This window comes from Salmonella sp. 3C (assembly GCF_025426275.1).
Taxonomy (GTDB): Bacteria; Pseudomonadota; Gammaproteobacteria; order Enterobacterales; family Enterobacteriaceae; genus Salmonella; species Salmonella enterica.
In genome coordinates this window covers 1,503,470-1,517,267 of sequence record NZ_CP104858.1, presented here as the reverse complement: position 1 = coordinate 1,517,267, position 13,798 = coordinate 1,503,470, and the positions used below count along the sequence as shown (strand labels likewise).

Here is a 13,798-nt window from a genome sequence, read left to right as displayed (position 1 = left end):
CGAGATGGCGTTATTAAATGTAGATCAATTATCGGTGCACTTCGGCGACGAAGGGACACCGTTCAAAGCCGTCGACCGCATTAGCTACAGCGTGAAGCAGGGTGAGGTGGTCGGGATTGTCGGCGAGTCTGGTTCCGGCAAATCCGTCAGCTCGCTGGCGATTATGGGGCTTATCGATTACCCAGGCCGCGTGATGGCGGAAAACCTGCTCTTTAACGGACAGGATCTGAAGCGCATTTCCGAGAAGGAACGTCGCAACCTGGTGGGTGCTGAAGTGGCGATGATTTTCCAGGACCCGATGACCAGCCTCAATCCTTGCTATACCGTTGGCTTTCAGATTATGGAAGCCATCAAGGTACATCAGGGCGGGAACAAGAAAACCCGTCGTCAGCGAGCGATTGACCTGTTGAACCAGGTGGGTATTCCCGATCCGGCTTCTCGTCTGGATGTCTATCCGCACCAGCTTTCTGGCGGCATGAGTCAGCGCGTGATGATTGCGATGGCCATAGCCTGTCGACCAAAGCTGTTAATTGCTGATGAACCGACCACGGCGCTGGATGTGACCATTCAGGCGCAAATCATTGAGCTGCTGCTGGAGTTGCAGCAAAAAGAGAACATGGCGCTGGTGCTGATTACCCATGACCTGGCGCTGGTGGCGGAAGCGGCGCACAAAATTATCGTCATGTACGCCGGGCAGGTCGTCGAAACCGGCGCTGCGCAGGATATTTTCCGCGCGCCGCGTCATCCGTATACCCAGGCATTGCTACGTGCGTTACCAGAGTTTGCGCAAGATAAAGCGCGTCTGGCGTCGCTGCCGGGCGTGGTGCCGGGGAAATATGACCGACCGACGGGTTGTCTGCTTAACCCTCGCTGCCCCTACGCCACGGACAGATGTCGTGCGGAAGAACCTGCTCTCAACCAACTGGACGATGGACGTCAGTCAAAATGTCATTACCCACTCGATGATGCCGGGAGGCCCACACTATGAGTACGCATGAGGCCACCTTGCAACAGCCGCTGTTGCGGGCTATCGACCTGAAAAAACACTATCCGGTGAAGAAGGGGATCTTTTCTCCGGAACGGCTGGTAAAAGCGCTGGATGGCGTGTCGTTTAATCTCGAACGCGGTAAAACGCTGGCGGTAGTGGGGGAGTCCGGTTGTGGAAAATCCACACTGGGCCGCCTGCTGACGATGATTGAAACGCCAACCGGCGGCGAGCTTTATTACCAGGGGCAGGATCTGCTCAAACACGATCCGCACGCGCAGAAACTGCGGCGGCAGAAAATTCAGATTGTGTTTCAGAACCCCTACGGTTCCCTGAACCCACGCAAGAAAGTGGGGCAAATTCTGGAAGAGCCGTTGCTGATCAATACCAGCCTGAGTAAAGCGCAGCGTCGTGAAAAAGCGCTGGCGATGATGGCGAAGGTGGGGCTGAAAACCGAGCACTACGACCGCTATCCGCATATGTTCTCCGGCGGCCAGCGTCAGCGTATCGCTATCGCCCGCGGTCTGATGCTTGATCCGGACGTAGTGATTGCCGACGAACCGGTCTCCGCGCTCGACGTGTCGGTGCGCGCCCAGGTGCTGAACCTGATGATGGATTTGCAACAGGATATGGGGCTGTCTTATGTCTTTATCTCGCACGACCTGTCGGTGGTGGAACACATCGCCGATGAAGTGATGGTCATGTACTTAGGCCGCTGCGTGGAGAAAGGGACCAAAGAGCAGATTTTTAACAATCCACGTCATCCCTATACCCAGGCGTTGCTCTCCGCCACGCCGCGGCTGAATCCGGACGATCGCCGTGAGCGGATTAAGCTGACCGGCGAGTTGCCGAGTCCGCTGAACCCGCCGCCGGGCTGCGCCTTCAACGCCCGCTGCAGCCGTCGCTTCGGACCCTGTACGCAGTTACAGCCGCAGCTTAAAGAGTACGACGGCCAGTTGGTGGCCTGCTTTGCCGTCGATCAGGATGAAAACCCGCAGAAACCGTTGAGTTAATTGCGTTTTATGCCGGATGGCGGCTGCGCCTTATCAAGCCTACACCGTACCTGTAGGCCTGGTAAGCGTAGCGCCACCGGGCATGGCTCTCCGGTACGACTTATTCAATCAATTTTAATAACGGCGACAGGCACAACAATATTCCATATAACAGAATAAGCCAGGTTTTCAGGCCGCGTAATTTTTCCAGTTGCGCTACTTTATAAATCAGGAAAAAAGGAATAATACACGCGACAATGCCATAAAGCGGACTGCCTAACTGGAAAAAGACCAATACTGAGACGCGAAACGAAACCCAGATAACCAGAGTAACCACGATAAAGACACAGATACCAGATGTCAGTAACAGTGGGTTGACGTTTTTGACATCCATAATACGACTCAATACATTCAGTACAATACCTTTAAGCGCTTCGTGAAAACCTAAATAAATACCAAAGAACGCGGTAAGTACGGCAAAAATATTGAGGATGGTAGAGGTAATGTGGATGATATGGCCAGGGATTACCTGAGCTGCCAGCGCAAGGGCGGAAATATTCTGCTCGAACGCTGATACCGCCTCTTCATGGCTAATCGAAAAGGTAAACGAGAACGAGAAAAAGAGAATAATGGCAATCAGCGTAATATAGCTAATGCGATGCGTGCGAATCGCCATCCGGGTGGCCAGCACACGGTCAGGCTCGCGCTTACGATAGGCGATGTTCATTGGGTTTAGCACCTGAATGAAGACCGCAGAAAAGAAGCAAAATGGGATAGTGAGCAGTACGTCGCGAAAGAAAACCGATGCGGCGGGAAAGGCGGAAATATTATCAAGATTCCAGTGTGGGATCATAGCGAAACCGAATATCAGAATGATCCCGACTTTTACCACCACCATCGGGCCGGAAATTTTAAATAATAACTTTTCCCCGCCGGAGGCAATCGCCACCAGCACGGCGAAAATCGCGACTTTATAGATAATAGACTGCGAAAGATCGACCTCAGTAAGGCCGAAGGTTTTGATATAGGAGGCGCTATCAAACACCACCGACAGGGAATAAATAAACACCCCGTGGATAATCATAAGAAAATAGATTACACCGAGAAAAATGCCCCAGTTTTTGCCAAGATAGTGACTGATAATATCCGTATAATCGTCACAGGTTTCGCTTTCAGATAACGTTTTTAGATAAATATCCTGCACAATATAGGTAGCGGGATAGGCGATGATAAAAGCGGTAATAAATACCCAGATCCCCTTGAGACCGATTTGCACTGGCATTAAGACGGTACCTGCGCCGATCGCCATACCGATACACAAGAGCACCCAGCCAAAATCATATTTTGTAAACGGTAATCTCGTTGAAAGCGGTGTGGTCGTAGCGTTACTGTTATTTAATGGTAATGTGTCGTCCTGCATAGAGCCCCCTGCCCAAAATATAGGCAGCTCTCTCATAAAGAATGCTGCCTATAACCAGGCTATAGTGCCTTGATACCCGATGCGGCAAACCGGTGACAGCGGTTCGCCGAGCAATCGTCAGAATGCTGCTTTTCTGCTGGCGCGTTCAAGGTCATGAATAATATCGTCGGGATCTTCAGGTCCCGCTGAAAGACGGATAAGTTCGTCGGTAATACCTGCTTTTAGCCATTCCTCTGGCGCAACAGGCGAATATGTCATAGACGCAGGATGCTGAACGAGGGTTTCGGTATCACCGGGACTGGCCGCGAGGAGGCATAATTTACAGAATTGAGCGGCTGACTGCCAGCCTCAGAAATGCTGAATGTATTCTGGCAAATAAAAGTAATCGTCTGCGAAGCGTCACGCAGATTGCACGTTAGCGCCGTGCCGGGACGGGGATTTTGCCGTAATATCAGCAGCAAGCCGGGTTTACCCGGTGAGGCGCAATGTTGCGGGGGGTTGATCCCCGGCGGCATAGGTTGCTGGATAGAGAAAACCCCCGCACGTTGACTGGTATAAACTTGGCAACCTGACGGGGGCTAACTTGAACCCAAACACTTTAAGGATAGCCGCGAACGGTTGCCATTGCAACAAGGCGGCTATATGACGCTTACGCAGTTGGGCGTGGTCTTCTGGCACGATCTGGCAGCGCCGATCATTGCTGGCATTATCGCCAGTGTGATCGTCAACTGGCTACGTGACAGGAAGTAACGCGTTTTGAGCGTCTGTCCGCCGTAATGGCAACATGCGCCCGAACCAGGCCGCAGGGGAAACCTTGCGGCCTTTTTCGGTTTACTGCGGGTAAGGCACCCAGTCGCCGCCATTCAGACGAACGTAGGGCTTACCCTGATACTGAATCACCACCGCATTAGCGTTTTCTGAAACCGGCGCGGTTTGCGGCAGATTGCTGGTCAGCTTGTTCCAGTTCACACTGTCTTCGGTAAAGAGCTTACCGTCCACGGCGCGTACGACCAGTTCGGAAATCGCCAGGTAGCTGCTCGGCTGGTTAATATCAATCGGCGCGCCCTCATGCGGGGCTTTCATGCCAAAAAATTTCACGCCCGCCGGGACGTTGGTGATGGAGGGGCTGGGAATATCGCGCAGGCCTGAGATCTGCATTCTGTCGCCCTTCAGCGCGCCGCCGTGCTCCGGTACGACGACCACCATCACCTTACGCCCGGATTTCTCCAGTTCGGTGAAGAAGGCGTCCAGTTCATCGAACAGTTTCTGCGCGCGGATTTTATAATCCGCCGTTTTGCTGACGCCGGGGAAGTGGTTGCCATCGTGCAGCGGCAGCAGGTTAAAGAAAGTCGCGGAGCGGGAATTGGCTTCACGTTCTTCCCCTGTCAACCAGCGGTTCAGGACCGCCAGATCGTCATATACCGGCGAGCCGTCGAATGACAGCAGGGCGGTTGGCAGGCCGGACTGGTTCATCAGTTCGCTCTGCATACCGCCGTTTTCGCGAACTTCTTTCAGGAAGCCGCCAAATTCACCGTTATGATCCATCATCAGATGCTGAGTAAAGCCCAGTTTCGCCAGATTATCAAACAGATAACATTCGTTATTGGCTGGTTGATAAAGTCGGGTATGCGAAGGTTGACCACAGCTGGCGCGTAGCAGACGAATGGCCGCCGGGCCGCTGTAAGACGTACCGGAATTAAAGTGTTTAAACAAAATGTCAAAGTGCGACCATAGCGGATGTGACATCAGGCCTGCCGCTTCGACATCCGACCAGGAGAGCGAACAAATATTGATGACCAATAGGTCGAACGGCTGCGCATCAGGCGGAAGTTGCGCCGGGAACGTCGTTTTCCGCTTTTCTTCCGCGGCATAGAAGGTGTTCAACCAGGCGTTCAGATTCGCGGTCGTCGGCGGCGCGGTTTGCGCAGGCATATCGCCGATGACCGGCTTATCGCCCGCTGTCGCGACGGTAGCGGCCGCGTTACCGCCAGTTGTCGTCACCGTATCGGTTGGCTGGCCTGCCGGCCACAGCGTAAAAACCGGGCCGGTTAATGTCAGGACATTCAGCCATACCATGATGGCGACCACAAACACCGTGACCCGAATCCACTGTGATAAAAAAAGCCAGGCAACCAGCAGTACGAAGATGGCGCCGATCATTTGCCAGTTAATAAAACGGGCGATCAGATCGAGCAGATAACCGGAGCTGAATTCCGCCACCTGCGTCCCCTGGCTCATAATGCTTTGCGGGCCGGGCAGCCAGGTATCGTGCCAGAACAGCGCGAAGCCGACGGGAATGGCAATCCAGTGGCGCAACCGGTGAAGGCGATACTTTGGTATTGGCATGAGCAGAAACGCCATGAATACCAGATTCAGTAAAGGATGAAAATTCAGATAGCCTGCCCACAGCAGGCCAAACTTGACCAGAAAATAGAAGTTCCAGCCGGAAAGACCGCGCCAGTACTGCCAGAGCGGAGAAGGCATTGATGGAGTTTGAGTATGCTGAGTCATTTTTTGTCTGCCTTGACTTTCGTAGCGCGGCGCAGAGTTCCGGCTGGTTTTACATAACGAGGTTTGGCAAATAGCAGCCGGGTCGTATCACTGATACGGCGTAGCGAATGACGCGCCAGATACCCCAGCGGAAAGAAAATCAGCGCGCAAAAAAGAATAATTTGCACGATATCGCTGATGGTCATCATGATGCACGCTCCGCGGTGTCGTCGAGCAATCGCAGGGGTTCAGGAATACGACGCCAGATGCGGCCATCGTGTTCGGCATTTATTACCGGGTCGGCGCGTTTTGCCAGCGGTAGCGGCGTTCCCCACAGTTCCGGCGACAATAAGCGCATCTGCACCAGCTCGGCGCTGATTTGTTTATCTTCGAACCAGACCATACGATTAGAGAAAATATCGCCCGTCGGCAAAGGGAAAATATGGTTTAACGCGGTATCCAGATCGTTGACCCGGCAGAATGATAAAAACAGCACCAGACGGTTGCCGCCGATGGTCATAATATCGCCGGTTCGGTTTGGCCGACATAATGTTAACGCCTGCTCAACCCGAATGCCCGGCACCGGGCGCAGCGCGACCAGAACGCCTTTCCCGTCGGCGGGGAGCAGGGTGTTGCTCATCATCGTATGGATGGCATCGCAGAAGATATCCCACGGCTGAAAACCGCGCAGTTTCAACGGCTGCGTCATTGACAGTAGCGTGGTGATGTCTTCCGGTACGTAACGGCTGAACTGCTGTCCCTGCACGCTTTCAATAAGCGTCAGGCAGCGTGAAAGCGGGGCGTTCCAGGGAATGATCATATTCGCGCCGCAGCCCAGCAGCAGGCGCTCATCGGTGGCGCGCAAACTGGCGATATTTTCGCGCACGACAATTTTCAGCGCGCTTCCCCGCTGGCGCCGCAAAGTATGAATGCGACGAGCAAGCGGCTCGATTTGGTTGTTCTGTGTAAGCGAAAAAATAATTGTCGCGGCCTGCGCCGTGCGCGCGTCGTTGAATAGCGCTTCGTTATTGTCGAAAAGCGTCCAGTGTTCCGAGAGCGGCGGCGCGCCTTCAAGGACGGCGACGTGGCTAAGAATGCGTTTTTCGTCGCTACGCGGCTGAATTGCCGTCTCCTCCTGATGGGATAGCGTCCAGCGTTCGTCCTGCTGACACAGCAATAACTGCTGTCGGGCGCTGACGCCTTTTTCGTTACACCAGAAGGCAATATCGAACAAATGTTGGTCGCCCTGAAAACGTAAACTGGCGAGGCCGAAAAGTGAGCGATACTCGCCCATCAACAACGAGGACTGTTTATCGCTATTATTACAAGGGTTAATAACCAACAATGAACAGTGATGAAAACGAGTCCATTTATTCATTTTTTCCAGCCATTTATGCAGGCTTTCTGACGTTATATTCCGCCACGTGTTATTTGCACAAATAAGAATGAAAAAGTAATGCGTCGGGTTAACAGAACAAAGCAAATCGTGGGGCAAAGAGTATAGCCCTTTTTCTGAATCCGGCATGGTAAATAAGCGGATTTTCTCCGGACCGTGAGATTCATCTAATTTGATTACTTTGCCAGGATCGCCTTCCATGCCGATGACGGCGACATTTGCATTCTCCGTTTGTGACGCAATCGTTTGATTCACCAGGCTGATGGCATCTTGCTGGCGATCGGCGTTAACCCACCAGACGCCGCCGGTTGGCATATGGCGCAGTTCATCCCATAATGATGAGATGCCGAGAGAAAATACGGGGTCCACAGTGTCCCTCATGTCACTATTTTAACTGTTTATCAGTTTACTAGCGAAAGCACAGAAATAAACCTAACATTGAAATTAAAACGCATCAGATTTAGCATGTGAATCAATTTGCCCGGCAGGATGCCCTGTAACTCTGCGCTTTGCATTTTTACACATTATAAATGATGTCACGGAAAGATGAAAAATGCGCGTTCTCCCGTATTGACGACGGGGCGTAATGCTGCCAGTGAGAAATATTTAAAAAGGAGCAACCAGAATGTATAACAATGAACCTGGCGCTCAGTCCGATCCAACGTTGGGCTACACTTTTCAAAATGATTTTCTGGCATTAAGCCAGGCGTTTTCACTACCCGAAATAGATTATACCGATATTTCCCAACGCGAACAGTTGGCGGCGGCGATTAAAAGATGGCCGCTCCTGGCTGAATTTGCGCAACCACATTCATTAAGGAAGCCATGAATGGCGATTCTGGGACTGCAGGGCGTGCGCGGCGGGGTGGGAACCACATCTCTCACCGCAGCACTCGCCTGGGCGTTACAAATCTTAGGGGAAAATGTCCTGGTGATTGACGCCAGCCCCGATAACCTGCTGCGCATGTCGTTTAACGTCGACTTCGTCCATCAGGGCGGTTGGGCGCGATCGTTGCTGGACGGCCAGGACTGGCGCGATGCCGGATTACGTTATACCTCACAGCTTGATCTACTGCCGTTTGGACAGCTCACCGCGCAAGAGCGGGAAAATCCGCAGTCCTGGCAGGAGACGCTGGGAGAGATCGGATCGGCTATCCAGGCGCTGAAAGCGAGCGGGCGTTATAGCTGGATTTTACTGGACTTGCCCTACGGCGCGTCACCGCTGACACGGCAGCTGGTGAGCCTCTGCGACCATACGCTGGCGGTAGCCCGGGTTGACGCTAACTGCCATATTCGCCTTCATCAGCAGGCGTTGCCTGCCGGAGCGCATATTCTGATCAATGACTTACGCATTGGCAGTCAGTTACAGGACGATCTGTACCAGGTCTGGCTGCAAAGCCAGCGCCGGTTGCTGCCCATTGTGATCCATCGCGATGAGGCGATGGCGGAGTGCATGGCGTCGAAACAGCCGTTAGGCGAATATCGCAGCGATTCGTTAGCTGCCGAAGAGGTGTTAACGCTGGCGAACTGGTGCCCGCTGCATGATGCGGGCGACAAAACGTCCGCCGGGAGCCTGCGATGAGCGCCCTTTCCCGGTGGCTGCTTATCCCGCCGGTTAGCGCGCGTTTGAGCGAGCGCTATCAGGGTTACCGCCGCCACGGCGCGTCGCCGTTTAGCGCAGCGCTCGGCTGCCTGTGGATGATTCTGGCGTGGATAGTTTTTCCGCTTGAGCATCCGCGCTGGCAGCGTATTCGCGACGAGCATAAAGCACTTTATCCGCATATTAACGCCGCCCGCCCGCGCCCGCTGGACCCGGCCCGTTACCTCATTCAGACCCTCTGGCTGGTGATGATCTCGTCGACTAAAGAACGTCATGAACCGCGCTGGCGGTCATTTGCGCGCCTGAAGGACGTTCGTGGACGTTACCATCAATGGATGGATACCTTACCGGAACGGGTGCGCCAAAAGACAACGCACCTGGAAAAGGAAAAAGAGCTGGGACATCTTAGCAACGGTGCCCGGCGTTTTATTCTGGGCGTTATCGTGACCTTTTCACTGATACTGGCGCTGATCTGTATTACGCAGCCATTTAACCCGCTATCGCAATTTATCTTTCTGCTGTTGCTGTGGGGCGTTGCGCTGTTGGTACGACGTATGCCGGGACGCTTTTCCGCGCTGATGCTCATCGTGCTGTCGCTAACGGTCTCCTGTCGTTATATCTGGTGGCGCTATACCTCGACGCTAAATTGGGACGACCCGGTCAGTCTGGTGTGCGGGCTGATTCTGCTGTTTGCGGAAACCTACGCCTGGATTGTGCTGGTGCTGGGGTACTTCCAGGTGGTGTGGCCGTTAAATCGTCAACCGGTGCCGTTGCCGAAAGAAATGTCGCAGTGGCCGACGGTGGATATTTTTGTACCGACCTATAACGAAGACCTTAATGTGGTCAAAAATACCATTTATGCTTCGCTTGGCATTGACTGGCCGAAGGACAAGCTGAATATCTGGATCCTTGATGACGGCGGGCGTGAATCATTTCGTCATTTTGCCCGACATGTTGGCGTGCATTACATTGCCCGCGCCACGCATGAACACGCCAAAGCCGGCAACATCAACAATGCGCTAAAACACGCGAAAGGCGAGTTTGTGGCGATCTTCGATTGCGACCATGTGCCGACACGCTCGTTTCTGCAAATGACAATGGGCTGGTTCCTGAAAGAAAAACAGCTGGCGATGATGCAGACGCCGCATCATTTCTTCTCCCCGGACCCGTTTGAGCGCAACCTGGGACGTTTTCGTAAAACGCCTAACGAAGGCACGCTGTTTTACGGACTGGTACAGGACGGTAACGATATGTGGGACGCCACTTTCTTTTGCGGATCGTGCGCGGTGATTCGCCGTAAGCCGCTGGATGAGATTGGCGGTATCGCCGTTGAGACGGTGACGGAAGATGCGCATACTTCGCTCCGGCTGCACCGGCGAGGTTATACCTCAGCGTATATGCGCATTCCGCAGGCGGCGGGGCTGGCGACGGAAAGCCTGTCGGCGCATATCGGGCAGCGTATTCGTTGGGCGCGGGGCATGGTGCAAATTTTCCGCCTCGATAACCCTCTGTTTGGTAAAGGCTTAAAACTGGCGCAGCGGCTGTGCTACCTCAACGCGATGTTCCATTTCTTGTCCGGCATTCCGCGCCTGATCTTTCTGACCGCGCCGCTGGCTTTTCTGCTGCTGCACGCCTATATCATTTATGCGCCTGCGTTGATGATTGCGCTATTTGTGATACCGCACATGGTCCACGCCAGCCTGACTAACTCGAAGATTCAGGGCAAGTATCGTCACTCTTTCTGGAGTGAAATCTATGAAACGGTACTGGCATGGTATATCGCACCGCCGACTCTGGTCGCGTTGATCAATCCGCACAAAGGGAAATTTAACGTCACGGCGAAAGGCGGGCTGGTGGAAGAGAAGTACGTCGACTGGGTAATCTCGCGTCCGTATATCTTCCTTGTCTTGCTTAACCTGCTCGGCGTGGCGGCGGGCGTATGGCGATACTATTACGGGCCGGAAAATGAAACGCTGACCGTCATCGTTAGCCTGGTGTGGGTCTTCTATAACCTGGTCATTCTCGGCGGCGCGGTTGCGGTTTCGGTAGAGAGTAAACAGGTCAGACGCGCGCATCGGGTCGAGATTGCCATGCCGGGGGCCATCGCCCGCGAAGATGGACATTTGTTCTCCTGTACCGTACATGACTTCTCCGACGGCGGGTTAGGCATCAAGATCAACGGTCAGGCGCAGGTGCTGGAAGGGCAGAAAGTGAATCTGTTGCTTAAACGCGGGCAGCAGGAATATGTCTTTCCAACGCAGGTGGTGCGCGTAACGGGCAATGAGGTCGGGCTGCAACTGATGCCGCTCACCACCAAACAACATATTGATTTTGTGCAGTGTACCTTCGCTCGCGCCGATACGTGGGCGCTTTGGCAAGATAGCTTCCCGGAAGATAAACCGCTGGAAAGCTTGCTGGATATTCTGAAGCTGGGCTTCCGCGGATATCGCCACCTCGCGGAATTCGCGCCGCCTTCAGTAAAAGTAATTTTCCGATCGTTGACGGCGTTAATTGCCTGGATTGTATCGTTTATTCCGCGTCGCCCGGAGCGGCAAGCGGCGATACAGCCGTCGGATCGGGTTATGGCTCAGGCTCAACAATGATGATAATGCGATGAAAAGAAAATTGTCCTGGATGTGTGCGGCGGTAATAGGATTAAGCGCGTTTCCTGCTTTCATGACGGCGGCGGCGCCTGCTACGCCGCCATTGATAAATGCTGAACCCACCGAGCCTGCGCCGTCGCCCGCAACTGAGGCGCCCGTCGTGGCACAGACCGCGCCTTCGCGCGAGGTCAAGCTGACCTTTGCGCAAATCGCGCCGCCGCCGGGTAGTATGGCGCTGCGTGGCGTTAACCCTAACGGCGGCATTGAATTTGGTATGCGCAGCGATGAAGTGGCGTCGAAAGCGGTGCTGAATCTGGAATATACGCCCTCGCCGTCGCTCCTGCCGGTTCAGTCGCAGCTCAAGGTTTATCTCAATGATGAACTGATGGGCGTACTGCCGGTGACAAAAGAGCAGTTGGGGAAAAAGACGCTGGCGCAGGTACCTATCAATCCGCTATTTATCACCGATTTTAACCGGGTGCGGCTGGAGTTTGTCGGCCACTATCGCGACGTGTGTGAAAATCCGGCCAGCAGTACTCTGTGGTTAGACATCGGGCGAAATAGCGCCCTGGATCTGACCTATAACATGCTGGCGGTGAATAACGATCTGTCCCACTTCCCGGTGCCGTTTTTCGAGCCGCGGGATAACCGTCCGGTGACGTTGCCGATAGTGTTTGCTGACATGCCGGATCTGGCGCAGCAGCAGGCGGCTTCTATTGTCGCGTCCTGGTTTGGCTCGCGGGCGGGCTGGCGCGGTCAGCGCTTCCCGGTGTTGTATAATCACCTGCCGGATCGCAATGCGATCGTGTTCGCCACCAACGATCGACGCCCCGATTTCCTGCGCGATCATCCTGCGGTTAACGCGCCGGTTATCGAGATGATGAGCCATCCGGATAATCCGTATGTGAAGTTGCTGGTCGTGTTTGGCCGTGATGATAAAGACCTGTTGCAAGCGGCAAAAGGTATCGCGCAAGGGAATATTCTCTTCCGTGGTTCCAGCGTGGTGGTCAACGATGTAAAACCGCTGCTGGCGCGCAAACCGTATGATGCGCCGAACTGGGTGCGTACCGATCGCCCGGTCACTTTTGGCGAGCTGAAAACCTATGAAGAGCAGCTCCAGTCGAGTGGGCTGGAGCCGGCGCCCATCAATGTTTCTTTGAATCTGCCGCCGGACCTCTATTTGCTGCGTAGCAACGGTATTGATATGGATCTCAACTACCGTTATACCTCGCCGCCGACCAAAGACAGTTCACGACTGGACATCAGTCTGAATAACCAGTTCCTGCAAGCCTTTAGCCTTAACAGCACGCAGGAAACTAATCGACTCCTGTTGCGCTTGCCGGTACTTCAGGGACTGCTGGATGGTAAAACAGATGTGTCTATTCCGGCGCTCAAACTGGGGGCGATGAACCAACTACGTTTTGACTTCCGCTACATGAATCCGATGCCGGGCGGGTCGGTGGACAACTGTATTACCTTCCAGCCGGTACCGAATCATGTGGTGATAGGGGATGACTCCACTATCGATTTTTCGAAATATTACCACTTTATCGCGATGCCGGATTTACGCGCGTTCGCCAATGCGGGTTTCCCGTTCAGCCGGATGGCCGACTTGTCTGACACGCTGGCGGTGATGCCGAAGACCCCAACCGAAGCGCAAATGGAAACGCTGCTGAATACGGTCGGTGCCATTGGCGGGCAGACCGGTTTCCCGGCAATTAATCTGACCATCACCGATGATAGCGCTCAGATAGCCGACAAAGACGCCGATCTGCTGATTATTGGCGCTATTCCGGGCAAGCTAAAAGATGATAAGCGTATCGATCTGTTGGTGCAGGCGACACAAAGCTGGGTAAAAACCCCGATGCGGCAGACCGCTTTCCCGTCGATTATGCCGGATGAGGCCGATCGCGCGGCGGATGCGCAGTCCACCGTCACCGCCAGCGGCCCGATGGCGGCGGTGGTGGGCTTCCAGTCGCCGTTTAATGATCAGCGCAGCGTGATTGCTCTGCTGGCTGATAGCCCGCGCGGTTACCAGCTACTGAACGACGCTGTGAACGACAGCGGTAAACGCGCCGCGATGTTTGGTTCCGTGGCGGTGATCCGCGAGTCCGGCGTTCACAGTCTGCGCGTTGGCGATATCTATTACGTCGGACATCTGCCGTGGTTTGAGCGGCTGTGGTATGCGCTGGCGAATCACCCGGTGCTGCTGGCGGTACTGGCGGCCCTCAGTGTGGTATTACTGGCGTGGGTATTGTGGCGTCTGCTACGTATTCTCAGTCGCCGTCGTCTCGACCCTGACCATGAGTAAC

11 protein-coding genes and 1 pseudogene are annotated in these 13,798 nt (G+C 54.2%); 7 read left to right on the top strand and 5 right to left on the bottom strand.

All coding sequences use genetic code 11. The features are described 5' to 3' along the window. Positions 1 to 4 precede the first annotated feature (4 nt). Both dppD and dppF read left to right on the top strand, forming a co-directional pair. Entirely contained in the window at positions 5 to 988 is a 984-nt protein-coding gene (dppD, locus tag N7E69_RS07220) for a dipeptide ABC transporter ATP-binding protein (protein WP_001196509.1), read from the top strand. Continuing rightward, the gene (dppF, locus tag N7E69_RS07215) at positions 985 to 1,998 is read left to right on the top strand and encodes a dipeptide ABC transporter ATP-binding subunit DppF (protein WP_000103563.1); all 1,014 of its coding nucleotides are present in this window, start codon (positions 985 to 987) and stop codon (positions 1,996 to 1,998) included. Before dppD ends, dppF begins: the two co-directional genes overlap by 4 nt. Before the next feature lie 100 nt (positions 1,999 to 2,098). Here dppF and N7E69_RS07210 read toward each other — a convergent pair whose 3' ends face one another. Both N7E69_RS07210 and N7E69_RS07205 read right to left on the bottom strand, forming a co-directional pair. After that, the gene (locus tag N7E69_RS07210) at positions 2,099 to 3,397 is read right to left on the bottom strand and encodes an aromatic amino acid transport family protein (protein ID WP_001150168.1); all 1,299 of its coding nucleotides are present in this window, start codon (positions 3,395 to 3,397) and stop codon (positions 2,099 to 2,101) included. A gap of 117 nt (positions 3,398 to 3,514) precedes the next feature. After that, positions 3,515 to 3,667 (bottom strand): annotated as a pseudogene (locus tag N7E69_RS07205) (PLP-dependent transferase); the annotation flags it as partial. Between the two features lie 372 nt (positions 3,668 to 4,039). On the opposite strand from N7E69_RS07205, the gene N7E69_RS07200 reads away from it, so the two are divergent. Then, entirely contained in the window at positions 4,040 to 4,147 is a 108-nt protein-coding gene (locus tag N7E69_RS07200) for a type I toxin-antitoxin system toxin Ldr family protein (RefSeq protein ID WP_001669334.1), read from the top strand. Between the two features lie 81 nt (positions 4,148 to 4,228). Here N7E69_RS07200 and bcsG read toward each other — a convergent pair whose 3' ends face one another. The 3 genes from bcsG to bcsE are packed head-to-tail and all read right to left on the bottom strand — an operon-like array spanning position 4,229 to position 7,664. Further along, on the bottom strand, positions 4,229 to 5,908 hold the full coding sequence (gene bcsG, locus N7E69_RS07195; protein ID WP_000192026.1) for a cellulose biosynthesis protein BcsG: 1,680 nt from the start codon (positions 5,906 to 5,908) through the stop codon (positions 4,229 to 4,231). Beyond that, on the bottom strand, positions 5,905 to 6,096 hold the full coding sequence (gene bcsF, locus N7E69_RS07190) for a cellulose biosynthesis protein BcsF (protein WP_000988321.1): 192 nt from the start codon (positions 6,094 to 6,096) through the stop codon (positions 5,905 to 5,907). Before bcsF ends, bcsG begins: the two co-directional genes overlap by 4 nt. Then, positions 6,093 to 7,664 carry a cellulose biosynthesis c-di-GMP-binding protein BcsE gene (bcsE, locus tag N7E69_RS07185; RefSeq protein ID WP_001205767.1) on the bottom strand — a complete coding sequence of 524 codons (1,572 nt, stop codon included), beginning with the start codon at positions 7,662 to 7,664 and terminating at the stop codon, positions 6,093 to 6,095. The genes bcsF and bcsE overlap by 4 nt, the downstream gene beginning before the upstream one ends. Before the next feature lie 244 nt (positions 7,665 to 7,908). Between bcsE and bcsR the strand changes: the two genes are divergently transcribed. Genes bcsR through bcsB form a run of 4 tightly spaced genes read left to right on the top strand, consistent with a single transcriptional unit; the run spans position 7,909 to position 13,797 of the window. Further along, the gene (gene bcsR, locus N7E69_RS07180) at positions 7,909 to 8,112 is read left to right on the top strand and encodes a cellulose biosynthesis protein BcsR (protein ID WP_000282616.1); all 204 of its coding nucleotides are present in this window, start codon (positions 7,909 to 7,911) and stop codon (positions 8,110 to 8,112) included. Continuing rightward, the gene (bcsQ, locus tag N7E69_RS07175) at positions 8,113 to 8,865 is read left to right on the top strand and encodes a cellulose biosynthesis protein BcsQ (RefSeq protein ID WP_000996128.1); all 753 of its coding nucleotides are present in this window, start codon (positions 8,113 to 8,115) and stop codon (positions 8,863 to 8,865) included. Then, positions 8,862 to 11,486 carry a UDP-forming cellulose synthase catalytic subunit gene (gene bcsA / locus N7E69_RS07170; protein WP_001275324.1) on the top strand — a complete coding sequence of 875 codons (2,625 nt, stop codon included), beginning with the start codon at positions 8,862 to 8,864 and terminating at the stop codon, positions 11,484 to 11,486. Before bcsQ ends, bcsA begins: the two co-directional genes overlap by 4 nt. Before the next feature lie 10 nt (positions 11,487 to 11,496). Beyond that, on the top strand, positions 11,497 to 13,797 hold the full coding sequence (gene bcsB, locus N7E69_RS07165; protein WP_000823816.1) for a cellulose biosynthesis cyclic di-GMP-binding regulatory protein BcsB: 2,301 nt from the start codon (positions 11,497 to 11,499) through the stop codon (positions 13,795 to 13,797). Position 13,798 lies beyond the last annotated feature (1 nt).

Excerpts from the sequence above, each read along its gene's own strand:
- dppD (WP_001196509.1), top strand. The coding sequence starts at position 5 with ATGGCGTTATTAAATGTAGATCAATTATCGGTGCACTTCGGCGACGAA.
- dppF (WP_000103563.1), top strand. The coding sequence starts at position 985 with ATGAGTACGCATGAGGCCACCTTGCAACAGCCGCTGTTGCGGGCTATC.
- N7E69_RS07210 (WP_001150168.1), bottom strand. The coding sequence starts at position 3,397 with ATGCAGGACGACACATTACCATTAAATAACAGTAACGCTACGACCACA.
- N7E69_RS07200 (WP_001669334.1), top strand. The coding sequence starts at position 4,040 with ATGACGCTTACGCAGTTGGGCGTGGTCTTCTGGCACGATCTGGCAGCG.
- bcsG (WP_000192026.1), bottom strand. The coding sequence starts at position 5,908 with ATGACTCAGCATACTCAAACTCCATCAATGCCTTCTCCGCTCTGGCAG.
- bcsF (WP_000988321.1), bottom strand. The coding sequence starts at position 6,096 with ATGATGACCATCAGCGATATCGTGCAAATTATTCTTTTTTGCGCGCTG.
- bcsE (WP_001205767.1), bottom strand. The coding sequence starts at position 7,664 with ATGAGGGACACTGTGGACCCCGTATTTTCTCTCGGCATCTCATCATTA.
- bcsR (WP_000282616.1), top strand. The coding sequence starts at position 7,909 with ATGTATAACAATGAACCTGGCGCTCAGTCCGATCCAACGTTGGGCTAC.
- bcsQ (WP_000996128.1), top strand. The coding sequence starts at position 8,113 with ATGGCGATTCTGGGACTGCAGGGCGTGCGCGGCGGGGTGGGAACCACA.
- bcsA (WP_001275324.1), top strand. The coding sequence starts at position 8,862 with ATGAGCGCCCTTTCCCGGTGGCTGCTTATCCCGCCGGTTAGCGCGCGT.
- bcsB (WP_000823816.1), top strand. The coding sequence starts at position 11,497 with ATGAAAAGAAAATTGTCCTGGATGTGTGCGGCGGTAATAGGATTAAGC.